The 22,200-nt window shown below is 70.2% G+C and carries 18 protein-coding genes and 2 pseudogenes; 9 read left to right on the forward strand and 11 right to left on the reverse strand.

Annotated elements, in window-relative coordinates; translation table 11 throughout:
- Positions 1-86 precede the first annotated feature (86 nt).
- From AB0K02_RS27200 to AB0K02_RS27215, 4 genes are read right to left on the reverse strand one after another with little or no spacing between them, the layout of a single operon-like run.
- Positions 87-1,439, reverse strand: a complete 1,353-nt coding sequence (locus tag AB0K02_RS27200; protein WP_365995158.1) for an AAA domain-containing protein — start codon at positions 1,437-1,439, stop codon at positions 87-89.
- Positions 1,429-2,937, reverse strand: coding sequence for a hypothetical protein (locus tag AB0K02_RS27205; RefSeq protein WP_365995159.1), 1,509 nt, complete (start codon positions 2,935-2,937; stop codon positions 1,429-1,431). The genes AB0K02_RS27200 and AB0K02_RS27205 overlap by 11 nt, the downstream gene beginning before the upstream one ends.
- Entirely contained in the window at positions 2,934-4,073 is a 1,140-nt protein-coding gene (locus AB0K02_RS27210) for a hypothetical protein (RefSeq protein WP_365995160.1), read from the reverse strand. Before AB0K02_RS27210 ends, AB0K02_RS27205 begins: the two co-directional genes overlap by 4 nt.
- Positions 4,074-4,120: 47 nt before the next feature.
- A complete protein-coding gene (locus AB0K02_RS27215) occupies positions 4,121-4,966 on the reverse strand; it encodes a hypothetical protein (RefSeq protein WP_365995161.1) in 846 nt (281 codons plus the stop codon).
- A 132-nt stretch (positions 4,967-5,098) separates the two neighbouring features.
- Between AB0K02_RS27215 and AB0K02_RS27220 the strand changes: the two genes are divergently transcribed.
- Together AB0K02_RS27220 and AB0K02_RS27225 are read left to right on the forward strand one after the other, a co-directional pair.
- Positions 5,099-6,421, forward strand: coding sequence for an exonuclease SbcCD subunit D (locus AB0K02_RS27220; protein ID WP_365995162.1), 1,323 nt, complete (start codon positions 5,099-5,101; stop codon positions 6,419-6,421).
- A 5-nt stretch (positions 6,422-6,426) separates the two neighbouring features.
- Positions 6,427-9,618 (forward strand): SMC family ATPase, encoded by a 3,192-nt coding sequence (locus tag AB0K02_RS27225; protein WP_365995163.1) that lies wholly within the window; start codon positions 6,427-6,429, stop codon positions 9,616-9,618.
- 144 nt (positions 9,619-9,762) lie between these two features.
- Here AB0K02_RS27225 and AB0K02_RS27230 read toward each other — a convergent pair.
- Together AB0K02_RS27230 and AB0K02_RS27235 are read right to left on the reverse strand one after the other, a co-directional pair.
- Positions 9,763-9,846: pseudogene (locus tag AB0K02_RS27230) on the reverse strand (5'-nucleotidase); the annotation flags it as partial.
- Positions 9,847-9,952: 106 nt separating this feature from the next.
- Complete coding sequence (locus tag AB0K02_RS27235) at positions 9,953-10,987, reverse strand: hypothetical protein (RefSeq protein ID WP_365995164.1); 1,035 nt, start codon at positions 10,985-10,987, stop codon at positions 9,953-9,955.
- 190 nt (positions 10,988-11,177) lie between these two features.
- Here AB0K02_RS27235 and AB0K02_RS27240 point away from each other — a divergent pair, with 190 nt between their 5' ends.
- The 3 genes and pseudogenes from AB0K02_RS27240 to AB0K02_RS27250 form a co-directional block, all read left to right on the forward strand.
- Complete coding sequence (locus AB0K02_RS27240) at positions 11,178-13,613, forward strand: Helicase associated domain protein (RefSeq protein ID WP_365995165.1); 2,436 nt, start codon at positions 11,178-11,180, stop codon at positions 13,611-13,613.
- Between the two features lie 129 nt (positions 13,614-13,742).
- A complete protein-coding gene (locus AB0K02_RS27245) occupies positions 13,743-14,969 on the forward strand; it encodes a hypothetical protein (RefSeq protein ID WP_365995166.1) in 1,227 nt (408 codons plus the stop codon).
- Positions 14,970-15,067: 98 nt separating this feature from the next.
- A pseudogene (locus AB0K02_RS27250) lies at positions 15,068-15,472 on the forward strand (GNAT family N-acetyltransferase); the annotation flags it as partial.
- 193 nt (positions 15,473-15,665) lie between these two features.
- Here AB0K02_RS27250 and AB0K02_RS27255 read toward each other — a convergent pair.
- The 3 genes from AB0K02_RS27255 to AB0K02_RS27265 all read right to left on the reverse strand — a co-directional run bounded on the left by AB0K02_RS27255 (position 15,666) and on the right by AB0K02_RS27265 (position 17,369).
- Positions 15,666-16,079, reverse strand: a complete 414-nt coding sequence (locus tag AB0K02_RS27255) for a hypothetical protein (RefSeq protein ID WP_365995167.1) — start codon at positions 16,077-16,079, stop codon at positions 15,666-15,668.
- 610 nt (positions 16,080-16,689) lie between these two features.
- A complete protein-coding gene (locus tag AB0K02_RS27260; RefSeq protein WP_365995168.1) occupies positions 16,690-17,076 on the reverse strand; it encodes a fic family toxin-antitoxin system, toxin component in 387 nt (128 codons plus the stop codon).
- The gene (locus tag AB0K02_RS27265) at positions 17,073-17,369 is read right to left on the reverse strand and encodes a DUF1778 domain-containing protein (protein WP_365995169.1); all 297 of its coding nucleotides are present in this window, start codon (positions 17,367-17,369) and stop codon (positions 17,073-17,075) included. The genes AB0K02_RS27260 and AB0K02_RS27265 overlap by 4 nt, the downstream gene beginning before the upstream one ends.
- Before the next feature lie 95 nt (positions 17,370-17,464).
- Here AB0K02_RS27265 and AB0K02_RS27270 point away from each other — a divergent pair, with 95 nt between their 5' ends.
- Complete coding sequence (locus tag AB0K02_RS27270; RefSeq protein WP_365995170.1) at positions 17,465-18,373, forward strand: hypothetical protein; 909 nt, start codon at positions 17,465-17,467, stop codon at positions 18,371-18,373.
- Positions 18,374-18,397: 24 nt separating this feature from the next.
- On the opposite strand, the gene AB0K02_RS27275 is transcribed toward AB0K02_RS27270, so the two are convergent.
- Positions 18,398-19,207 (reverse strand): helix-turn-helix domain-containing protein, encoded by an 810-nt coding sequence (locus AB0K02_RS27275; protein WP_365995171.1) that lies wholly within the window; start codon positions 19,205-19,207, stop codon positions 18,398-18,400.
- A 118-nt stretch (positions 19,208-19,325) separates the two neighbouring features.
- On the opposite strand from AB0K02_RS27275, the gene AB0K02_RS27280 reads away from it, so the two are divergent.
- A complete protein-coding gene (locus AB0K02_RS27280) occupies positions 19,326-19,532 on the forward strand; it encodes a hypothetical protein (protein ID WP_365995172.1) in 207 nt (68 codons plus the stop codon).
- Positions 19,533-19,889: 357 nt separating this feature from the next.
- On the opposite strand, the gene AB0K02_RS27285 is transcribed toward AB0K02_RS27280, so the two are convergent.
- The gene (locus tag AB0K02_RS27285) at positions 19,890-21,374 is read right to left on the reverse strand and encodes a hypothetical protein (protein ID WP_365995173.1); all 1,485 of its coding nucleotides are present in this window, start codon (positions 21,372-21,374) and stop codon (positions 19,890-19,892) included.
- A 248-nt stretch (positions 21,375-21,622) separates the two neighbouring features.
- Between AB0K02_RS27285 and AB0K02_RS27290 the strand changes: the two genes are divergently transcribed.
- Positions 21,623-21,760, forward strand: coding sequence for a hypothetical protein (locus AB0K02_RS27290; protein WP_365995174.1), 138 nt, complete (start codon positions 21,623-21,625; stop codon positions 21,758-21,760).
- A complete protein-coding gene (locus tag AB0K02_RS27295; RefSeq protein ID WP_365995176.1) occupies positions 21,760-22,134 on the forward strand; it encodes a toxin Doc in 375 nt (124 codons plus the stop codon). The genes AB0K02_RS27290 and AB0K02_RS27295 overlap by 1 nt, the downstream gene beginning before the upstream one ends.
- Positions 22,135-22,200: the final 66 nt, after the last annotated feature.

Consider the following 22,200-nt stretch of genomic DNA (forward strand, 5'->3'; position numbering starts at 1 on the left):
AGACGAGCACTGACAAAAGCCGGAAAATAGAACAATTATGTGAATCTGATCGGGATGTCGGCAGTGGGCGGCAGCACCGCGTGGGATCAGGCGGCGACGCGGTGCTGGGCGAGCTTGTCCAGCATGATCTGGTTGGCTTCCCAGCCGTCGGGGAACTTGGCGCGCACGGACAGATGCACCGGGTCGGTCGAGGGGTGGCTGTCCAGGAGATCGGCGATGCCCTCGCGGGCGATGACGATGCATGCCTGCCGGTGGCGGGAGGTGAGCACACACAGCCGCCCGGCCTCGAGGTGGAAGGCCGTGGCGTCCCGGCGGCCGGACAACGGGTGCACGACGATGACGACTTCGAACTCGCGTCCCTGCAGTCGGTTCGCGGTGTCCACCGCCACGCCCCGCGCGCCGGGGTTGCCAGTCCGGGCGAGCGCGGCCCGGACCAGGTCGGCCTGGTCGCGGTGGGCGACGCCGATGGCGATGTCGCCGGGTTCCAGGGGCCGGCCGCCCTGGTGGCGCTCGCAAGTGGCGACCGCTCCGCGGTCCAGCAGCCGGCCGGCGAGGTCGGCGGCGGTTTGGAGGGTCTGGGTGTCGGTGCGTGGGACATGGCGACGGGGCAGTTCGTGCAGGGCCCAGCCGGTGGTGAACGCCTGCGTGAGGGTCTCGTCCAGGTCGGTGCGGGCGAATCCGGCGGTGCGGAACTCCAGGGCACGCGTGTCTTCACCGGTTCCGGCGGTGAAGTGAGTGAATGGGTAGAACGCCCGGGAGATGGTCGGTGCGGCCGAGAGCGGCAGGCGCCAGGACACCGGCAACCGATGCACGGGAATGTTCTGGTTGTGCTCCAGCATCACGCTGACACCGTTCTGCGTCGGGTCGTGCGGCAACCCGATCCAGCGCTCGGTGCCAACGATCGTGAACGGGTCCAACTGGCCGGGATCGCCGACGAACAGCCCCCGCTCGAAGCGTTCGACAATCTGCAGCAGCATGTCCGAACGCATCTGGTAGGCCTCGTCCAGGATCGCCCACCCGAACGTGGTGTCACGGACGGTGGCCCACTTGGCGGCGGTGGCGACGATGATCCTGCAGCCGGCCACGTCGGCCAGGGTGCGGCCGACGGTTGTATTCGGCTGGGCCCCCAGCGCCGGAGACGGGGTGTAGCCGGTGGCGCTCAGCCGTCCGACGGCGATGCCGGGATGCTCCCTGGCCAGGCGCATGACCAGGTCGTCGACCTGGTTGTTTGTCTGGGCGACGATGATCGGGCGTTCGCCGCTGTCGGTGAGTTCCTGGGCGGCGCTGACCACTAGGGTGCTCTTGCCGGCGCCCGGCGGGGAGTCGACGACCACGGCCCTGTGACGCTCGTCGGCCATGTCCGCGAGGATCGCCTCGGTGGCAGCGGCAGCGGCCGTTGCAGGGTTGGGCGCGGGCGTCGTGCTGGTGTCAGTCCTCATTGCCCCACTCCTCTGCTGCGGCGTCCTCGGGAACGGCGGAATCGGTGCGGCTCTCGTCGGCGGCACTGTGTGTCCACGGGGCGGCGTCGGAGGCCGGGAACTGCGGTGTCGGGCGCCAGCCCGGGTCGGGCAGGTAGGCGATGCGCTGGCCCCGCTCCGGCACGGTGCCCTGCTTCGGGACGCGGGCGCGCCCCATGCCGCCGGTGATCTCCACCGTGACCCGTGTGGTGTTGCCGTCGGGGAGGACGGAGACGATCACGGCTTTGTGCCCGGCCGGCATGGACGGGCTGATCAGTTTGGTGTCGGCGGCCAGCCGCACGGGATCGTCGGTGCGGAGGGTGACGCGCGGCCGCGGCACACGAGTGTTCTTGTCCGTGGTGTCCGTCCGGTCGGGTTCGGCCTCCACGACCGTCCCGGCGAACGCCTCCCCGGCGCTGCGCCGGTCGGCCAGCACGAACGGGTCGTCGAACGCCATGTCGGACTCGAATTCGGCCAGTGCGTGCTCCAGCCAGCCCAGCCGCCGGGCCGCGCCGATCGCAGTGTCACGTTTGCGCTGCGGAAGGCCGCCGGAGTCCCGGTAGTCGGAGTAGTCGGTGAAGGCCTTGCAGTCGCGCTCGAAGCGCTTGGCGGTCCGCGGTGCCTCGGGGACGGAGCGCAGCAGCGATATGGCCTTCCACACCATGCGCCAGGTGGGCTGGATCTGTCCCGCGATCAGTTCCCGCAATTCGGTCTCGGCGGCGGCCAGCGCGTGCGGGTCGCCGAGCGTGCGGGCCGTGTCGAACCTTCTGATCGCCGGGGCCAGGTCGCGGTTGTCGAACTCGGGGGAGGTCGACGGGCCCGCCGGCGGGCACACGTCCGGGTTCTCCGCATCGGCCATGGCCTGCTCGACGCTTAGACCTGGCGGGGGAGCGATCCAGGCCATCAGGGAGGCGAGGTTCTGGTCCTCGAGCGTGCTCTGGCCGGTCGCCCAGTGCTCGGCGAGCATTGCGGTGACGGGCAGCAGCACGGAGGTGCCGGCCTGTTCGGCCCTGTCGACCAGGAACGTCAGCCACATGCCGAACTCCGGTACGACGTCCGGCACCGCGTAAGGACCGGACGTCGCGCGGAAGCGGCACATGCGGCCCAGGTCGGCCAGGGCTTTGACGCCGCCGGGGTTGGGCACCAGGATCTGAGGCGCGTCGGTGTACCGGGAACGCTCGCCTTCCCCGCGGCGGTCCTGGCGGAAGGAGTCGATGTAGTCCATCACGATCCGGCCGAGGTCGGCGGCGAACGCGAACCGCTGGTCGCGGTTGCGGGGCTGGGCCACGACGAGCAGGGTCCCGTTCCTCTTGGCGGAGCCGACCATCGCGGCCAGGGGAGCCCCGGCCTCTCCGGCCATGGCCAGCGGCACGATCACCAGCGGCCGGCCTGACAGGTGCCGGTGCCGGAACTCGGTCAGGGGCACCGCCTGCATTGACTCCATCGCCTGCACGTGCGCCAGCGCCGACAGCGTGCTCATGCCGCACCCCCGAGGTCTTCCAGTTCTGCACGCAGCCGTGCGGCGTGCCGCAGGGCCGCGGCCATCTCCACCTGGTCCTCGCTCGGCGTCAGTTCTCCGCGAGCCAGACCCATGACCATGGTCGTGGTGTCGATGCCGCCGAACTGCTCGCGCACCACCGGCCCGAGGACATCCAGCGAGGCTTCCGCGCGGGCACGGGAGCGGCAGTAGAACGCCATCTCGCAGTGATTCAGGCAGTCAGGGCGGTACGTCACGAGGACCTGATCCAGCGCCTCGGTCAGCTCCTCGGCCGGGCGCCGGGGCTGTTTCTCTTTGTCCAGGTCGAGGTCGAAGGTGAGGTCCTCGGGCAGCAGGTCCACCAGATCCCCGATGCGCTCGATGCGGGACAGCTGACGCGTCAGAGCGGCCACCTGCTTGCGGGCGTCGACGAACGCCCCGGTCGGCCGGTTGGTGAAGTCCTTCGGCGCGACCAGCACGATCGTGTCGGAGACGGCCTCCTCGCCGATGCCGGCCCGCCCGAGCAGGTCGCGCAGCGCGATGATGTACGCGCACGCCTGGGTGGTCGCCGCCCGCACCTGTGCGGAGTCTGCCTGCTCGTCGATAATCGGGAAGCTCTTGATCTCCACGACGTGGAAGCGTCCGTCGATGCGAAGGGCGACCAGGTCCGGCTCCAAGTACGCCTTGTGCCCGCCGATCAGCAGGCACAGCATCGGGTGATCGAACAAGGTACCCTCGCCCTCGCCCCGAGCCGCCCGCAGCAGGACCTTCTCGGTGCGCTCATGGCGCTCCTTGGAGCGGCCGTCGCCGCCGACGTCGTTCAGGTCCTCATACCCCACCTCCGGCAGTGTCAGCTCCAGGGTCTCGCGCAGGACGCGCAGGAGCTCCGCGCAGCCGTTGTCCTTCACCATCGCCTCGAAGGCGTTGCCTCGGGTGATGGCGAAGGAGGACTGACCGAAGGACGGGGGGTGGCCGACGCGTGTGGCGATCGCGGCCTTGTCGGAGCCGGAGGCGTCCAGCAGGGCCCGCAGCGTGCAACGCGGGTTGTTCTCCAGGGCCGCCAGCGACCTGGCGTTGTAGTCCAGGCGCTTCGCGGATCCGCGCAGTGCGGCGAGGCGGTCGTCGACTGGTATTTTCACGGTCTCGTAGATCCTTGCGGAGGAGAAAGGGCTGCGGGGGACGGGAGTCAGGCGCGAGCCGACCGCAGATGCGTCACGCCCCGCAGGGGCGCGCCGAACAACTGCTCGTCGTTCCCGAGGGATTTGCGGGCTCGCCGCGCGGCTGCCGCCCGGGTGGCGCGGTCGGCGTCCGTATGCACATCCAGCTCGGCCTGGGCGGCGCTGATCACCTGCTGGAGATCCAGCGCCCCCTCGTGACCGGAGGCGTTCCTCGGCATGGCGTCGGGGATGTTGACGGCGAAACGCCACAGCAGACGCAAGGCCTCCGGACTGGGCCCGTCCGCTGTGGACTCGGCCGCGGTGCGCACTGCTTCGGCGATGCCGATCGCGCCGGTGAGGAAGTCCACGCGCGGTGAAAGCGGGCCGATGATGCGCTGCTCCAGCGTCCAGGTGCTGATGGTGATCAGTGCCCGCACCGGTGTCAGCAGGTCGTGCGCCAGTGCCGGGCACAGATAGTACGGCCGGGCACCCGGACTGGAGCGATAGGAACGCTCCTCGTCCCGGCGCAGGCTGGAGAGCTTGGACGCGGACAGCTCTCCCGGGAAGAACGCCTCGTGCACGCCGACGATCAGCTTGGGGGCTGCCGGGGCCCCGAGGAGCATCAGCGCGCGGTGGACGTGTTCGCGTGCCGGGAGCTGCGATCCCCGGGCGGCTGGAGCCGCTTCCGGGACGGAACGGGGCGGCGCAGCTGCCGGTTCACCGGCGTCAACGAGGGCGTCCCAGGCCCGCTCGGCGCGGCGCAGCTGCATGCGCAGCTCCCCGGCCCGTTCGGTGTCACCGGCGGCGGCGGCGTCGCGGATCGCGCGGCGCAGGGTGCCGATGCTCTTCTCCAAGGCGTCCAGCGGATCACTCATGTACCAGACGCTACCAGAGTTCCAGAGTTTTCCAGACTCTTCCTGTGATTCGAGGTACAGTCGGCGTCACCAACCTCCGGCCGCGGCGGCGCAACCCGCGCCGCCCCGCAGGCCGTTCCTCTGGAGGCACCCGTGACGGGACGCGTATTCCACACCTCCGACTGGCACCTGGGCCGCCAGATCGGCCGCCATCGACGTGACAGCGAGGTCGACGCCGTCCTGGACGAAATCATCGCCATCGCCGAGGACTACGTCCCCGACCTGATCGTGCACAGCGGCGACCTCTTCGACAGCCCCCGGCCGAGCCTGGACGACATGCGCCGCGCGGCCCAGGCATTGCGCAGCCTCGGCACGATCGCGCCCGTGGTCGTCGTCGCCGGCAACCACGACACCACTCACGTCCTGACGTTCCTGGAGTACGTCCTCAACGACATGGGCACCCGCGAAGGAGACCAGACCCGGGTCCGGTTCGCCACCGACGCTCGCCCCGACAGACTGCTCCTTGCCGAGTACCCGACCAGGAACGGGGAGCTCACCCTGCGCATCGGCGCACTGCCCTACATGCACCCCAACCGCTTCACCTACGACTTCGCCGACCCCGCCCTGACCACCGCGACCTACGCCGAACGGATGCGCACCGTCCAAGCCGAGGTCTACCGCCGCCTGACCGCCGACCGAGGCTCCCGGGACGTCCTCGTCTACGCCGCCCACCTGTTCATCGAAGGAGCCCTCCCGTCCTACTCGGAGCGGCGGATCTCCCTCAGCACCGAGTACGCGGCCGCAGCCGCGGACCTGCCCGACGTCGCCTACGGCGCCCTCGGCCACATCCACAAACCCCAGCCCGTCGGCCGTGCCGGATTCCCCGCCTACTACGCCGGCAGCCCCCTGCAGATGGACTTCGGCGAGACCGGCGACACCAAGAGCGTCGTACTCGCCGAGATCGGCCCGGACACCAATCCCCGCATCGAACTCGAACCGCTTACCGCAGGCCGCCGTCTGGTCCGCCTCGAAGGAACCCTGGAACAGATCGCCCACCGCGCCGCCCGCGTGGGGGACGCCTGGGTGAAAGCGGTGGTCAACGTCGACGCCTTCGACCCGTCCCTGCCGGACACCCTCGCCAAGATGCTGCCGCAGGCGACGCTCGTCGACATCGACGAGCGTCGTACCGGCACAGCACACCGCGTGCTGGACCGGCAGACCTCCGCCACCGAACTGCCCGACATCGACGACCTGCTGCACGACTACCTCGCCGACCACGGAACAGGCGGCCCGGCCCTGGACCGCGCCATGGCCGCCTTCGCCCACCTGCGAGCCGAACCCGACCCCGAGGACCCCGCACCGTGCTGCGAGGAGACGCTGCTGACCGCGGCCATCGCCGGCCAACCCCTCGACACCCTTGACCGCTCCAGCCTGCTGAGCGGCATCGACACCACCGACGCGGAGACCACGCGATGAAACCGATGACACTCACCCTCACCGGATTCCGCAGCTACCCAGCCCAGACCACCATCGACTTCACCGGCAAGAGCCTGGTCGCGGCCCTCGGCGACACAGGCGCCGGCAAGAGCAGCCTGCTCGACGCCATCGCCTTCGCCCTGTTCCGCAAAAGCTCCTGGGACGCCAAGGAACCCCGGCAGCTCATCGCCGACGGCGCACACGCCATGAGCGTCGAACTCACCTTCGTACACGACGGGCAGAACTGGCGTGTCCACCGCACCATGCACGCCACCAACCCGAACGCGGGCCGGCACCACCTGAAAAACATGGACACCGGGGAGGAGACCGACGGCGCCACGGCCGTCGACAACCGCATCAAGACGGTGCTGCAGATGAGCTACGAAACCTTCCTGCGGGTCGGGCTGCTCCCGCAGGGCAAGTTCGACCAGCTCCTCACCGCCGCTCCCAAGGCGCGCAGCGAACGGCTCCGCGAGCTGTTCGGTGCCGAATCACTGGAAGCAGTCCGGAACCTGGCCACCCGCCACGGCCGCACGCTCCAGCAACTCCTGGGCGATGCGAAAACCAAACGGGCTCCCATGCCGGACAACCCGCAGGAGACGGCCGCCGCAGCCGGAGCGGCCGCCGACGCGGCCACAGCCCAGGCCGAACGCCTGAACACCGCCGTCGTCCGTATCACGGCACTGCAGGAAGAGGTCTCGCAAGCCCGGGACACCGCGGCGGCCGCCACCAACGCCTATCAGAGCCTGGCGACGCGCCAGGTGACCGAAGCCGGCACCGTCCTCGACACGCTCGAGTGCGCCGCCAACGACCTCACCACACGGCGCAGCCTCCTCGACCGGCGTGCCGAGCAGGCTGCGGCCAGGGAAGAGGAACTGACCGGAGCGATCACCGCGGCGGAGAAGCAAGGAGAAGGCCGGGACACCCTCGCCCAGGCCGCGATGCTCCTGAAGACCCTCGCAGAAACCGCCGAGGAACACCGAGACGAACGCGATCGGCTGGCCTCCCTCACCACACAACTCGACGACGAGCACGATGCCATTGCCACGGCTGAAGCGGAACTGGCCGAACGGGCCGCACACGTCGAAGCTACAGCAGAGGCAGCCCGCGCCGCCGCCGAGACCAGCAAGCAGATCCGTACGCACAGCTCCACTCTCCGCACCGCGTTGGACGCGGCCCTCTCGGCGGCCCGGCGCGTCGCTGACACCGCGCGCGCCTATGCCACCGCAGTGGACCGGCAGGAATCCGCCCACAAAGATCTCGGCACGGTGGAGGCCGAGGTAGTTGCGGCCCACAAAGATCTCACCGCGGCCGATACACACCTGGAGGCGCTGCGGCTGCGGAAACAGGTAGCCGCGATCGCCGCCGACCTCCACTCCGACGACGATTGCCCTGTATGCCGCCGGCAGCTCCCGGCCGACTTCCACCCCGCCACGGCCGACGCGGAAGAACTGACCGAGGCGCACACGCAACGAGAGCAGGCCAAGAGCGCACACGACAGGGCCATCGACCTGCGCGCCGAAGCCCGCGCCGCCGTGACCGCCGCTGATGAAGCGGTGCTCGGACGAGACCACGAGCACAAAAGCGCACAGCAGACGGCGCAGGAGACGACCCAGGAAGCGGAACGAGCTTTCCGAGGTCTGGAGGCTCTGGCCACTGAGGCAGGCACGGACTTCGACGCCCGGTCGGCCTCAGCAAGGCTGACCGCCGCCACCACTGCCCTGGCCGCCCTCGCCGCCAGCACCACCGCATCACCGCACCAGCAGCTGCCCGAGCAGGACACCGCGGCGATCACCCACGCCATCGCCGCATGCGAAAACGCGGCCACCGCCGACGCCGAAAAGCTGCAGGCCGAAGAGCACCGCCGCACCGCTGGAGTCGAAGCAGACCGCAAAATGCTGGCAGAACGTAAGAAAGCACACCACCGCGACAAAAAGGATGCATCCGCAGCTCAAGAGCGGCATGCCCGGGCCTCAGCAAGGACCGCCGCCGACATCGGCATGCTTCCCGCACGCATCCAGGCGATGCTGCCGCACGACCCGATCGACATCATCGTCGGACAGACGGACGCCGCCACCACAGCCGTCAACGCCCGGCAGGCCGAACTCCAAGAGCTGCTCGACCAGAGGGAAGCAGCCCGAGCCGAGAAGGCCGCGGTACTCGCCGACCAGCGCACCCTCGATCACGACACCCACGCCCGCCTGGAACGCCCCCTCGACAGATTGCGTGCCAACCTCGACGCGTGGGCCCAGGCCGCAGACCAAGCTCGCACCCGACTCGATGAGGCCGACCGGCCAGCGCTGCCAAAAGCTCCCACCCAGCCGACGATCGCCGAGGTCCGCCACTACGCCGTCGCCCTGTCGACGACGACCGCAGTACTCGGTGACAAGCTCACTGAGCGAGCCACCACGGCGACAGAACGCGCATCCGCCGCCGAAAACCGCCTCGGCGAGCATGCAGCCGCACTCGCCGACATCGACGACTTCGATGCCTCAGCCGACCTGACCACACCCAAATCACTTCACCCACTCGTTGCCGCAGCCGCGCAGGCAACCAAAGAAGCCGATGACCAGCGCTGCAAACAGCAAGAAGCACAGGACCTGATCAAGCCGGCCGCTGACTTGGACTTCGCCATCGCCGCAGGCGAAGCCCGCTATGAAGCCCTCGAGGTACTTCGCCGCGAACTGGTTGACGCCAAGTTCCTGGGCCACCTCACCAGCCTGCGAACCCGCGCACTGCTCGGCGTCGCCAGCGACCTGCTCGGGCAGATGTCCGACGGTCGATTCGGTTTCGCGGACGACTTCGACATCATCAGCCGCAGCTCCGGAGTCGCCCACCACCCGAATCGCTTGTCAGGAGGGGAGAAGTTCATGGCGTCCCTCGCCTTGTCCCTGGCACTTGCGGAACTGCATTCCCGCAGCGGGCCGACTCTCGGTTCCCTCTTCCTCGACGAGGGCTTCGCCGCCCTCGACACCACCGCCTTGGACCTGGCACTGGAGGTACTGCGCGCCCGGGCCGGCGGTGACCGCCTGGTAATGGTGATCAGCCACCTGCACGCCGTCGCCGAGGCCGTCGACGATGTGCTGTGGGTGGAGCGGACCATCGCCGGGTCATCCGCCCGCTGGCTCACACCGGCCGAGCGCGACGAAATGACACAGGCCGATCTGGCCAGCGGACTACAGACACTGGCGCGGTAGTCGCTCCGGCGCACGCCGCACGGTCCGCTTTCCCTCCCCGGCACCCTGGTCGCTTTACATGGTGTCGAGCGTTACCTCGCTCAGCTGCCCGAAGAGGATATGACGCTCGGCGGTGTCCGGGCGGTGCTGACGAGATGAATCCACCTGATCGTCGAAGAAGATGTGTGGCCTGAAAATCTTCATCACTGCGCCCTCGTCGATGCCGCCGAGGAAGAAAGCATCGTTGACCGCAGGCCCCAACTCCGCGAGCCCGGACCACTGTTGGTCCGGGCTCGTTCGCGTATCGAGTTTGGGATCGGTCGCTCCCAAGCGACTTGTGTCTTTCCCCGGCGGCTTACGCCGGAGGCGGCGTCACGAGCTTTGTGGCACCGGGGTCGACGTCCGCAGCGCAGATGAGGGTCGGCAGGTCATGATCGGGCAGCCCGTTCATCTCGACGGCGGCCTGACTGATCAGATGGGCCGCCTGGACAGACTGGCCCTCGGCGATGGCGGCGTAGAACCGGGCGGCGTAGGTGATGGCGTCGACGTCACCGATGGAGTCGGACATGCCGATGGCGAACGGGATGGTGTCAATGAGGCGGGCGGTCTGGGCTGCGGAGTGGCAGGAGTTGAGCAGCACGAGCAGCGGCTTGTCGTCGACGGCCGCGATGGCCCGTGCGAATGCGCCCGCGCTGACGATTGCGCTCTCGTGGAAGCCGTCCTGGTCCTTCTCGAAGGCGATCAGGTCCTGGGTGCTGTGGCCGGAGAAGTGCACGACGTGGGGACGGAAGCGGGGCAGTGCGTCAAGAAACACGTTGGCGGTCGCAGCCGGGTGGGCATCGAGCTCGATCAGGTCTCGGTGCGTGGCACTCTGCACAGCCGCGCGAATCCTCTGCTGCTCCCGTCCGACACGGAGATCACCATCGGCTGCAGCGCCCAGCAGCAGTACCCGCAGCTTCTCCGGCTTCGGGGCCCGCATTTCCTTCAGCACCGTACGCACCTGTCCCTCCGCCGTCGACAGACGGCTCTCGATCCTGGCCTGACCGGCTGCGGCGCGGCGCTCGGCCTGCTGCTGCTCGCGCTGGCGGGCCTTCTCGGCGGCGGCCCGCTCGGACTGCTCGGCCTGAGAGAGCTTGGACGTCAGGTCAGCCGCCTCCTTGCCGAACTTGGCCACCTTCGAGCTCCAGGTGCCCGCATCGCGGCCGGCCTTGTTCGCCTCGTCCTCGTACCGCTGAGCGTTGCGCAGCCTGGTCGACCGGGTGCTGGCGCTGCTCGCCTTCTCCGCAGCAGCACGCTCCTTCGTCACCTTGACGCGCTTCTCGGCCTCCCTCGTGCGGAGGTCACCGACCTTCTTCTCCGCGTCGGCGCGAGCTTTGTTCTTCCTGTCCAACTGAGTGCGGTAATAACTGGAATTCAATGTGTCCCTTTCGTGACCCTGCTTCCTTCAGGCTAAGAGGGACCACTGACAACGCTTCCTGACAGCTGCCCGCCGATCACCCGTGGTGCTGGGAAGATGTGCGGGCGGCTTGTTTGCCCGGGGGCCGCCGCTGTGACGCTACTGGTTTCGAGGTAGTCCTGAAATGACGCTGGTTGAAGTACCCCGTCCAGGCCGCTTGGAGAAGCGGCCGTTGTTTCCGCATCAGGCTGATGCTGTGACGAAGGGGTTGCGGCAGCTGCGGCGGCCGGGGTCGCGGGGTCTGCTGGTCGCGGCGACGGGGACGGGCAAGACGCTGGTGTCGATCCGGGTTGCGGACGGGCTCGGCGCGCGGCTGGTGCTGTTCGTGGTGCCCACGCTGGACCTGGCGGCGCAGACGGCGTTGGCGTGGCGGCGGGACGGTCACCTGGAGCACATGGTGATCGTGTCCTCGATGGATGCCGCCGGCCGGGATGATCTGGTCGCCGCGCGGGTCGGCTCGACGAGTGACGCGGTCTCGCTGGCTGCGTTGTTGTCGGTGGTGGGGGAGGGGCCCGATCGGATCCCCGCGGTGACGGTGATCTGTACCTACGACTCCCTCGACAAGATCGAGCAGACGCAGAAGACGCGGTTCGCGGTGCCGCCGTTCGACCTGGCGGTCATGGACGAGGCGCACCGGATCGCGGGGCGGGCGGACAAGAAGTGGGCGATCGTCCACGACGCGTCCCGGATCCTCGCGGACCGCCGCCTCTACATGACCGCGACTCCGCGGATCTTCGCCGCCCCGGAGCTGGCGGAGTCCGCCGACACCACGCGGCCGCGCCGCCGGCATCGCGGCGCCGAGGCCGAGGCGGATGCGTTCGCCAACTCGATGGACAACGAGGCCGTCTACGGAAAGAAGATCTTCGAATACCCGCTCGCCCAGGCGGTTGCGGACGGGCGGGCCGCGGACTACCGCATCGTGGTCCCCACCATCACCGACGCCGAGCTACGAGGGCGCCTGAACCTGCCCGCCCCCACCACCACCGCCGGGGACGACGGGAACCAGGGTCAGGCCGAGGATGCGCTGCGCACCACCGCCCTGCACCTCGCCGTCCTCAAAGCCATGACCGGGCACGGCCTGCGCCGGGTGCTGGTGTACTTCACCCTCGTCTCCGACGCCCGGCGCTTTGCCCGCGAACTGCCCCACACCCTGCGCCTGCTCCGCAAAGCGGCGCCCGAGCTGTGCCCGGACGTCGACCCGCAGTTGTTCTTCGTACACGGCGAGCACACTCCGGCCGAGCGCCAGAAGGTCTTCGACGGCTTCGCCGCCGCATCCTGCGCGATCATGACCAACGCCCGGCTGATCAGCGAGGGCGTCGACATCCCCAGCGTGGACGCGATTGTCTTCGCCGACCCCACCCGCAGCGTGGTGCGTTGTGTCCAGGCCCTCGGCCGCGCTCTGCGCATGGACGTGTCCGGCAAGGTCGCCAGCCTCATCGTCCCCGTCTACGTCCCGCCCGGCGCCGACGGCGAGGACATCCTCGGCACGGCGTACGAGCCGGTGTGGGCGATCGCCACTGCCCTGGCCGGCCACGACCACCGCATCCTCGAGCGCCTCCCGGACAAGGCCAACCGGCTGCCCCGCGAGACCAGCGAACTCATTCAGCACCGCTGGCACTTCGACTTCACCGTCCACCCCGAGCGCATCGCCCGCGCCATGGACCTTATCGCCTTCGACCCCCGCGACCCGGCCGTCTCCCGCTCCCGCCGCCTGGGTCTTGCCGCGGCCCAGGCCTTCCACGACCAGTTCGGCCACCTCGACGTCCCAGCCGACCACGTAGACCCCACCGGCTACACCCTCGGCACGTTCATCACCACCATGCGCGACGCCCACTCGGCCGGCCGCCTGGAGACGGACTGGATCGCCGAACTCGACGCGCTGGGCATGATCTGGGACAAGCACCAGGCCGCCTGGCGCGCCCGCCTCACAGCCGCCGCCGACTACCACCGCGCGCACGGCCATCTCGCCGCCCCCGCCACCACCCCCGTCGGCGCCTGGCTGGCCGAACAGCGCCACCTCGCCGCCAGCAACCGGCTCGATACGGCCCGGGCCGCCGACCTGGCCGCCCTCGATACCGACTGGCAACTTCCGCACGGCGCCGACTGGCACCGCAAATACCACCTGCTCCGCGCCCACCTTGCCGCCGGCCACGACCCCGCCACCCTGAGGCGCGACATGCTGCTGGGAGCCGTGAAAATCGGCTCCTGGCTCCACCGCCAGCTCACCACCTGGCACACCCTCCACCCCGGCCAGCAGCACCTCCTCACCGCCCTCGGCCTGACCCCCGCCACCCACCCCATCGCCCCGGCCCGCCGCGCCCGCCGCACCTTCGAGCAGACCGTCCAGCTCCTCGAGCTCTTCCTCCACCGCGAACGCCGCGCCCCCACGGCCCGGGAGGAGATCACCATCGACGGCGACACAGTGAGGCTCGGCGCCTGGTTGGCCAAGATGCGCACCAAGCACCGCGCCGGCCAACTCCCCGAAGAGCACGAGCGCCTCGTCGCCGCCCTCTTCGACAGCGACTGGACCGCCGAGGACCCTGTACCGGCCTTCGCCTGAGGAGCAGCAGCGTCCTGCGCCGCATGGGCACGCGATGGGCCGACCACCTCACCACCCCACAAAGACCATGGTGCAGTTTCTGCCCGCCCCGGCCCGGTGAGCGGCTCGGCCTCGGGAATGCTGGGGGCCATGAGTGAGCCGAACAAGCCGACGCGGCGCCCGGGGACGGTGCTGTCCGGCACGCCTGTGGTGCAGCCGGTGCTGGAGGAGATGTTCCGGTCGGTGATGGAAGAGATGCTGCGGCCCTACCGCGTCCGTGCGGTGGAGGGGATCGGCAGCCGTGTCCTGCAGGGGGCGCAGCCGACGGGTGGAGTGCTGGGGCTGGCGGGAGTGCGGGCCGGTGACGCCATCGGGTCGGCCATCGGCGCGAGGTTCTCCGAAGGTCTTGCCGCCCGGGTGCTGGGCCCGGACCTGTTCGGTTTGCGCCGCTCCCTGGGTGCCACCGGCATCCTCGGCTCCAGCGCGCTGCAGGTCTGGGGCCTCACCGCCGCCGACCGCTACAGCAGCACCTTGGAGACTGCGGGCGTCGGCTGGGACCGGTCGCAGTGGTTCGCCCATCTGCTGCCCGCCGGCGGCCTCATCCCGCAACGAGCCTGGGCGGGGGAGCTGTTCAGGGCCCTGGACCGGCCGCTTGCCCTGCGTCTGCCCGAGCAGGCCGAGGGCCTGGCCGAAGAGCTCTTCCCGCCCAATCTGCAGGGCTTCAGCGACAAGGAGTGGGCCCGCCTGATCGACCTGTGCGACCGCGACGGCATCGGGGTGATGCGGGCTCCGGGCCCGGAGCACCTGCGCGCCCTGCTGGCCGCGGAGAGCCGGAAAGAGCGCTACGCCTACCTGGTGGCACACCAGGAGGAGATCCTCGACGAGCTCGACGCCGGTATCGACGAGGTCTCCCACCGCGACCTGGCCGATCTGGCCGGTCTGACGCGCGCCGCGGTGCGCTGCGCCCGCTCGGGCGGCTGGGAGGGGGCGCTGGCGCTCGCCGGGAACGTCCTCAACACCGCGATGGAGCACCACGGTGTGGCCTGGTACCGCACCCGGTTCGCCACGGTGCCGCAGATCAACGGGGTCCACGGCCCCGGCGCGGTTCTGTGCTTCGTCGACCGGAACGTTCCGCTGCCGGAGCGGACGGTGGGCATCTTCGACCTGGCGGCCCATCTCGTCCTGCGGTCGATCCGGGAGGTCTTCGCCGACACCCGGACCGGGGTGACGACGCAGGAGACGTTCAACCGGCACCTGGCGGCGCACCGTTCCTCGTACGGCTCCTACCGCCAGGAGTTCACGGTCCCCGCTCTCCTCGGCGCGCACACGCTGCTGCGGGCCCTGGACGAGGCGAAGGCGCAGCCGGGCGGCGACTGACCGTGCCGGCCGGGGCCGGGCACGCGCAGGCCTGTCTGCTCCTGGCGGCGGCCGCCAACGGCGGGGGAGTGGCCGCCCGTTGCGGGGATACTGGCCGTATGCCTTTGCTGCGTCCGGCCACGACGGCCGATCTGTCGACGGTACGGGATCTCCTCGGCGCGGAGTGGCCTGTTGAGCGCGGTGCTGCGGCCGAAGGGAAGTGGAAGGAGCGCCTGCAGGACCTGGAGGACAATGCGGACGGCCATCCGGAGTTCGGTGTGTGGCTGCTGGAGGACGGCGGCACGGTGGTGGCTGTCGCGGTCACCCAGCTTCTGTCACGCCGGCGGCAGCGGCGAGTGGGCGGCCTGGCGTATCCGGTGTACCTCGAGTATCTGGTCACGCGGCGCGGCCACCGGGGCCGGGGGTACGGCGCGCAGATGGAAGAGCATGTGATCGGGGCCCTGGCGGCCCGCGACTACGGCCGTGTCTGTCTCCTTGTCGAGCCCGGCAGGACGGACGCGCTGCGGTTCTGGACGGGCCGGGGGATGGCAGCGGGCCCCGGAGGCAGAGCAGCCGCCCACCCGGGTGCTGATGGTCAGGGAGACAGCTCCGGCCGTGGAGCCCGAGAAGGACACCCGCCAGGGCAGGAACTGAGGGCCCCCGGCCCTGGGCTTTGTGCCCGAGAACGGTGTCCCGTCCCGGATCGCCATCGGGTCCCTATGGGCCTGCGGGGTCGGCACCCCTGGCTCGCACGGCGGCCGCCGCCTCGAGCAGGAGCCAGCCGTCGACCTCCACCGCCTGCCGTTCCCCTGGCTGCCACCCGCGGGCCAGCGCCGCGTTGAGCAGGGCCCGGACAGCGCCCGGCTCGTGCAGGTTCAGGGACTGGCCGCGGGTGAGGCCCACGTCCCCGGAGCCCAAGGGGGCCCCGCCCGGGACGTACCGGCCCGGCCCGTCGGTGAAGAGGATGCGCAGCGGGCCTCCGCTGCCGGCCGGCTGCGGGGACAAGGTGAGGGTCTGGCGGCAGTCCACGGACCGGCCGTTGCCGTCCTTACGGTGACTGTGGCGCATCGTCCACATGTACACGCGCCCGTCGGCGACCAGTCGTCGGGGCTTCTTCGAACGGCGAGGCACAGAGCCGAGGGTACGCGGCCTGATCCACACCCGCTGAGACGAACAGGAAGGTCGTCGAACTACGGTGAGAACGGCCGATGAGGTAGCACAACGGACAGCACTCCGGGAGCCCGGTGACTCGTCGAGCGTGACGTCGAGCCGTCATACCGGTCAGAGAGGCTCGATTCTGTGACGCTGCCCGTCACGCTTGATGCCTCGCGGCACGGGCCGCGCGTCGGCGCCACGCTCTCGACCGGCAGCGACCGGAGCAGTAGACCGCGTCCTGGCGGCGGTCGCCGTCGGCGAATGTGATGTGACCGCACTCCGGGCCGGTCAGGAGCCTGATCATGCGGGTGTCGCCGTTCCACTCGGCCTCGGCCAGCATCATCGCGAGCATCAGGACGTCGTCGCAGTACCGGCGCCTGGCCGTCGCGCTCCTCGGCAGCCGGGCCCCGCAGGAGGCACAGAACCGAATGCGGGCAACGCCTTCAGGGTCGCTCGCCTGGGCGCTCTCATGCAGGCCCGTGCTATCGGGACTCGCGCCGATCCCGCCCCAGCGCCCGGGTGCCTCCTGTGCTGTTGTCCAAGTGCTGTCAGCCGGCCGCCTGTCGGCCTGCTCGTGTTTTCGACGTCAGGCGAGGGTCCAGCCGCGGAGCTGGCGGGCGATGCGCGGGATGCTCAGCGTTCCGGCGGCGACGTCGCGCACGAGGATGACGGCGGCTTTGGGCGGGTACTCGAGCCGGCGGCCGTGCAGGGCGAGGTAGGCCTCGGTGGAGTGCCAGGCGAAGGCCTCGTTCGAGTGCTCGAGACAGGGGAGCTTCGCCAAGGTCTGAAGCAGCGCGGCGGCTTTGAAGTGCAGCGAGCTGTAGATGTCGTGCTCCATGGATCGGGCATTGACCCGCGCGGCGGCCGCGAACAGGGGGCCCAGGTCGTCGACCTGGGGGTCGCCGGGAAGGAGTTCGGCTGCATGCAGCAGGAAGGTGACCTCGAGCGGATGGTGCGGTGCGGGCTCGGTCACGCGGCCTGGCCCCGCTCCTGCTGCTCGAGCTCGGCACGGGCCTGCTGCTCGGCGGCCCGCTGCTCCGGGGAGGGGTCGGTGCTGCTGGGCTCGGCGGCGAAGGCGTCGCTGCTGCGGGCCATCGACTCCTTGAAGCCGTCGAGGAACCGCTGCTCGACCGCGGTCGCGCGTGTGTAGGCGGCGGAGAGGATGTACTCCTGCAGGCTCACCCCTTCCCGGGCTGCGGCGGCAGCGATTGCGGCCCGCTGCTCGGGGTCGGGGAAGCGCAGGTTCATGGCTTTGGGCTCTGGCATGGTACCAACGGTACCAGCGGTACCATCATGCGGCTAGGGGCTGCTTCGTCGGTGCGGGACCAGGGTGCGCAGTGGGTGCGGCACGATGTGTCGCCATGGACCTTGCCGCATGGGGCGCTGCCGCAGCCCCTGTCGTCGCTCTGCTCGCGATACCCGCCACGATCGCCGGTGTGCGGTGGCAGGTGAAAGCGGCCCTGAAAGCGGCCGAAGCCACGCACCGGGCGGGTCTCGCCCAGGCGGAGGCCACCTATAGGGCCGCCGTGGAGACGGTGCGTGCCGGGCGGGAGCAGTGGCGCCGGGCCCTGCGGCGAGATGCGTACGCCGCCTTCCTCACTGCGCTGGGAGCGGCGGTCCACACGGCGGAGAAACTCGCTGGCCAGGCTGAGCATCTCGTGGGAGCCGAGTGCAGCAACGAGCTGGAGGACGTGGCGGCCGCGCTCTACGACGCGCTGACCGTGGTTCAACTGGAGGGCCCGCCGCCGGTCGCCGAAGCCGCGGCCGCCTGCTTCGACACCTTCCGTGAGTGGCGGCACACCGTGGAGCAGGCCGCTCACCATTACGAGGCGCTGCGCCGCGTGGAGGAGTTGCGGGAGCAGGAGAGCAGCAACCCGGCGGGGAGGCCGGCTCCGGCCACGCAGACGCTGGCACTCCTGGCCGACATCGACTTCACGGGCGAGCAGGGCACTGCACAGCGGCTCGAACGGTACGCAGCTCTTCTCAGCGCCGCCGGCCGGTGTCCCGGACTCGGCCATGGCCACGCCACGGCACTCGCGACCGCGGCCCTGGCCCGTCGGCCCTACGGCACCTCCGTACTGCTGAAGCTCAGTGACCACCGCCAAGAGCTCGCGCAGCGCCGGGAGGAGTGTTTGGCCGCTGCCCGTACCGCGCTGGAAGCGGGGGCAGCGGATCTCCCGACACCGCAGTGCTTGCGTCCTCCTGATTCCCCTGCCGACGGCTGCGCCTGTACCGGGGCACGCTTCTGCGGCGCGGTGAGGAACCGGTGATTCCGGCTGGTGGCGGCACTGGGCTCACGCTTCCTCGTGTTGGATGCGGAGCTCTTCCTGCCGCAGTTCCCAGGCGTCTTGCACCTGTTGATAGCAGGGGGTTGGCTCGGGTAGGGGGTCTCCGCGGTGGACCGTCAGCGCGGCCTCGCAGAGGTGGGTCACGGTGCTTTCGAGGACCCAGGCGCGTGATCTTCGGTAGAAGGCGTAGTCGAGGTCCCGCCAGTCGGTGAGGTAGCGCAGTCCGTCGATGAGGAGGCTGCGCAGCGTGGCGTGGCGGATCTCCAGCGCCGCCATGCGCGCGGCGTCGACCAGGTGCTGCCATGGCTCGTCCCACGCGTTCTCGGCGGCGTTTTGCTGCTGGAGGGCTTCCCGGGTCGGCCGTTTCATGAGGCGCACCTTGTCGAAGGGAAGCCCTCGGGCGTGGCGCAGGAGGGCCAGGAAGGCGTGCTTCAGTTCGCTGATGACCCGGTCGTCGGCGATGGGCTGGCCCGCCGCGGTGCCGGGCTGCGTGTCCGGTCCTGTCCCGTCGGCCGGGCCTGCCGGGTCGAGGGGCTGCGGCGCCTCGGGGCGGGCGGTGCGCAGCAGCTCCAGCAGGGGCTCAACGGGGAGCCTGAGGGCTTTCGCGAGGTGTGCGACGACCAGGGGGGTGGGGATCCTCCCGCGTGCGCTGAGAGTCCGATTGACCGTTGTTCGGTTGAGCCCGGCTCGCCTGCCCAGCTGCTCCTGGGTGCTGCCGTCCTGGGCGTGGGCATCGTTGAGCCGGCGGCGCAGTTCGGCCAGTGCCTCATCGGGAGACGGGCTTCGGCCGGCTTCTGCAGGTCTGCGGTCGGTCATCGGTTCCCCCGAGCTGCTGCGCTGTACTTGCATGTGCGTCTTCGTGCGCCGTGCACCGCGGCGCACACCCCTTCGGCCAGATTCGCCTCGTCAACTGTGGCTGATGCAGGGAGCGGATGTGTCCTCAACGGTGTTCATGGTCCTGATGGGCGGCGCGCTGGTGGTGCAGTTCGCCGTGCTCGCGGCTGTCGGCGCCGCATACCTCGCCCGCCGCGACGGTGCTTCGTACCCTACGGCGGCGGTCCGTGCGGCCGCCGCCTTCGGTGCGGCCCTCGCGCTGGCTGCGGCCGTCACCGCAGCGGCAGCAACAATGATGCACCGGTGAGCAGTCGAGCCCGACGATCCCCGGCGGAGCTGATGGTTTGCACGGGAGTGCCAGTGGTCGCCGCTGCACGAGCCGTTGTGGGCGGCGAGAATCGGTGAGCAGACCAGCCTGGACAAGAGCACGGTCACGCAGATCCTGGCCAGGCTCGCCGAGCGGCAGTGAGTCGCGCTTCGCCAGGAGGGGGGCCTGCACCCGGGCCGTCCACCACGGGTGCTGTGTGTGCTGACGCAGCGGGGGCGCCGCGGGGCACCCCGCTGCGGCCGAACAGACGCCAGAGAGCCGTAGCTGCTGCCGGGCCCGGAGCAGCTCGAGATACGGGTTCATGGCTCCGGGCCCCGGCGGGAGCGGAGGAGCAGCTCACGTCCCGCCGCTGCCAGCGCGGCGGCCCGGCCGCCGCCACCAGCTCCTCGTCCGCTCCTCCGCCACGGCGCCTGAATGCCCCGGCACGGCAGCAGGACCCCCGGAGGCGGCAGAACCGGCGCCGAATACAGCTGTACGGATCGCCGTCCAGTCACCGGCGCGCCACCAGTTGAACAGCTGCACCGTGCTGATCACCGTCACTGGCAACGAGGCCAGGGAGGCGACGAACTCGGGCCGCGAGTAGACGTCCGCCGACCTCTCGGACGGGTGCAGCTTGTGCTGGTGGTTGACGATCAGCACGCCCTCGGAGACCGGCTCATCGGGCCGCAACTGCGGCCAAATCTCCAGATGACGCTGAAGATGTCCCACGAGGTGTTCCTGCGCAGGGCCAGAGGCGCCCTTGACCTCCACCAGGCGCGCCGGCGCGCCCTCGACGCTGACGAGCAGGTCGGCCGACTTCGTACCGCCGAGTTCTTCATCGAGGTCGACGGCGCGGATACCTGCCACGGCAAGCACCTGCGCCACGGCCTCAACCAGTTCGGAACCGCTGCCATACAGCAGCCCGTACCGCACCGGCTCCGCCTTGTCCTTCGCCTCCTGCAGCGCATGCTCCAGTCGCTGCTTTTCCTCGGCGTAGTGCGCTTCCAGGTCCTCGAGTGCCGTGCGGGCGCTCTGTTCGCCGGCGGTCTGCAGGTCGGGGTCGACGAAGAACGGCGACCGGGCACGGCGCAGCGCGGCGGGCACGTACTGGGGCAGGGCGCGCTGCACCAGCCAGCCCAGCATGCTCTCCCAGCGGGTGTCGTCCGGGATCAGGTACCACCGCTGGTCTCCCGACAGCGGAGTCCAGGCCGCGACCACCGGAGCGCCGAGGGGGTCGACGAGGATCGGCTGCAGCTCACCGGCGGCTGGATGGTCCTTTGCGCCGGAACCGTCACCCCGCTCCACGCGGGCGCCGTGCAGGCGCAGGCTCCACCACGGAGCGGTCTTCGGCCGCGTCAGCAGCCGGATCGCCAGATCCCGGTCGGCGCCCTCCAGACCCGGTGCGATCTCCGGCCACGCCCCCGCCGGCAGCCGGCGGCCCCCGACGTTGGTGTACAGGTCGCCGAGGTGTACCGAGGCGTCCGATGAGGCCAGAGGGTTACGGGTGCGGTCGTCGGCCGCATGTCCCAGGACGGCCACGATCAGAGCGACTTCGCCCCGCTTCCGGGCACCGCTGAGGAAGCGCTTGAACTCCGCGTCACCCTGCTGGAAGAAGACCCCGGGCTCCACGGCCGCCGCACAGTCGCTGCTCTCCATGCCGAACCACCGCGGTGTCAGCCCCTGCTGCTCCCACGGGACATTGCCCGGAACGCGCAGCGGACCAGGCGTGTCGAACACGTTGCGGGACTGCTTCCGGCGCAGCAGCAGTGCCTTTTCTCGCTCGGACCCGGGCTCCGGCTGGCCGATGTGCACCGGCACCAGGCCGGAGACAGAGCTGCTCATCCGCCGGAGGCTAGCAGCAGCGAGTACGACTTCGGAGGGTCTCACAGAAGGCCCCGCGCGCCCGGGCCGTCCACCGTGCCGCACGACCACGAGGCCTACGGGCCATGGAAGTTCGCTGCACAGGACCAGTCCGGCTCCGGCGACCTCTGTCGAGCTCTCTCCCGCTGGGCGGAAGGTCGCCGAATGCTGCGCGGCCGCCGGCCTGACCTGGGAGTAGACGGCACTGGGGGCCCGGGCAACCGGCGCCGTTGGGGGAGCGCGTACGCCGCAAGCTCAAGCGGCTCGGCACGGAGTACCGGCGCTGTCGGCACCGCGACGAGTTCGACGACGCCTTCCCCGACGAAGCCCCACCCACCTCCCGCCACCAGGGGGCGGACGCGGCCTGATGGTCCTCTACATCGACGTCCCCTGGCTCCTGGACGTCCAGGAACAAGCCGTCCCCGAAGACGTGAGCGTCGCCGACTACTCCGCCCTGGTCGCCGCCGTCGCCCGCCACAAGACCCGCATCCCGCGCCCGGCCACCGCCGACTCCGACCCCGCCTGGCGCGCCGCAGCCCTGCTGCACACCCTGGTCCGCCTGCAGCCGCTGCCCTACCGCAACAGCCTGTTCGCCTGCCAGGTCACGGCCGCCTACATGCACGCCTCCGGCGAGGGCATCGATCCTCCGTACGGCGCGATGGTCGACCTCGTGCGCGACATCCAGGCCGGCAAGACATCCGTCTACCAGGCGGCCGACCGCATCCGCTCCTGGCGCCTGTGACCTGACGGCCACCGCCGCGATCGGCCGCGCATGCCGCGGTGCGGTGTGGTGGCGGTAGGGGCCGGG

Source organism: Streptomyces sp. NPDC049597 (assembly GCF_040675505.1).
GTDB lineage: Bacteria > Actinomycetota > Actinomycetes > Streptomycetales > Streptomycetaceae > Streptomyces.

What these genes read in the sequence shown, in the direction of transcription:
- AB0K02_RS27200 (WP_365995158.1), bottom strand. Translation starts at nt 1,439, where the DNA reads ATGAGGACTGACACCAGCACGACGCCCGCGCCCAACCCTGCAACGGCC.
- AB0K02_RS27205 (WP_365995159.1), bottom strand. Translation starts at nt 2,937, where the DNA reads ATGAGCACGCTGTCGGCGCTGGCGCACGTGCAGGCGATGGAGTCAATG.
- AB0K02_RS27215 (WP_365995161.1), bottom strand. Translation starts at nt 4,966, where the DNA reads ATGAGTGATCCGCTGGACGCCTTGGAGAAGAGCATCGGCACCCTGCGC.
- AB0K02_RS27225 (WP_365995163.1), top strand. Translation starts at nt 6,427, where the DNA reads ATGACACTCACCCTCACCGGATTCCGCAGCTACCCAGCCCAGACCACC.
- AB0K02_RS27240 (WP_365995165.1), top strand. Translation starts at nt 11,178, where the DNA reads ATGACGCTGGTTGAAGTACCCCGTCCAGGCCGCTTGGAGAAGCGGCCG.
- AB0K02_RS27245 (WP_365995166.1), top strand. Translation starts at nt 13,743, where the DNA reads ATGAGTGAGCCGAACAAGCCGACGCGGCGCCCGGGGACGGTGCTGTCC.
- AB0K02_RS27265 (WP_365995169.1), bottom strand. Translation starts at nt 17,369, where the DNA reads ATGCCAGAGCCCAAAGCCATGAACCTGCGCTTCCCCGACCCCGAGCAG.
- AB0K02_RS27270 (WP_365995170.1), top strand. Translation starts at nt 17,465, where the DNA reads ATGGACCTTGCCGCATGGGGCGCTGCCGCAGCCCCTGTCGTCGCTCTG.
- AB0K02_RS27275 (WP_365995171.1), bottom strand. Translation starts at nt 19,207, where the DNA reads ATGACCGACCGCAGACCTGCAGAAGCCGGCCGAAGCCCGTCTCCCGAT.
- AB0K02_RS27285 (WP_365995173.1), bottom strand. Translation starts at nt 21,374, where the DNA reads ATGAGCAGCTCTGTCTCCGGCCTGGTGCCGGTGCACATCGGCCAGCCG.
- AB0K02_RS27295 (WP_365995176.1), top strand. Translation starts at nt 21,760, where the DNA reads ATGGTCCTCTACATCGACGTCCCCTGGCTCCTGGACGTCCAGGAACAA.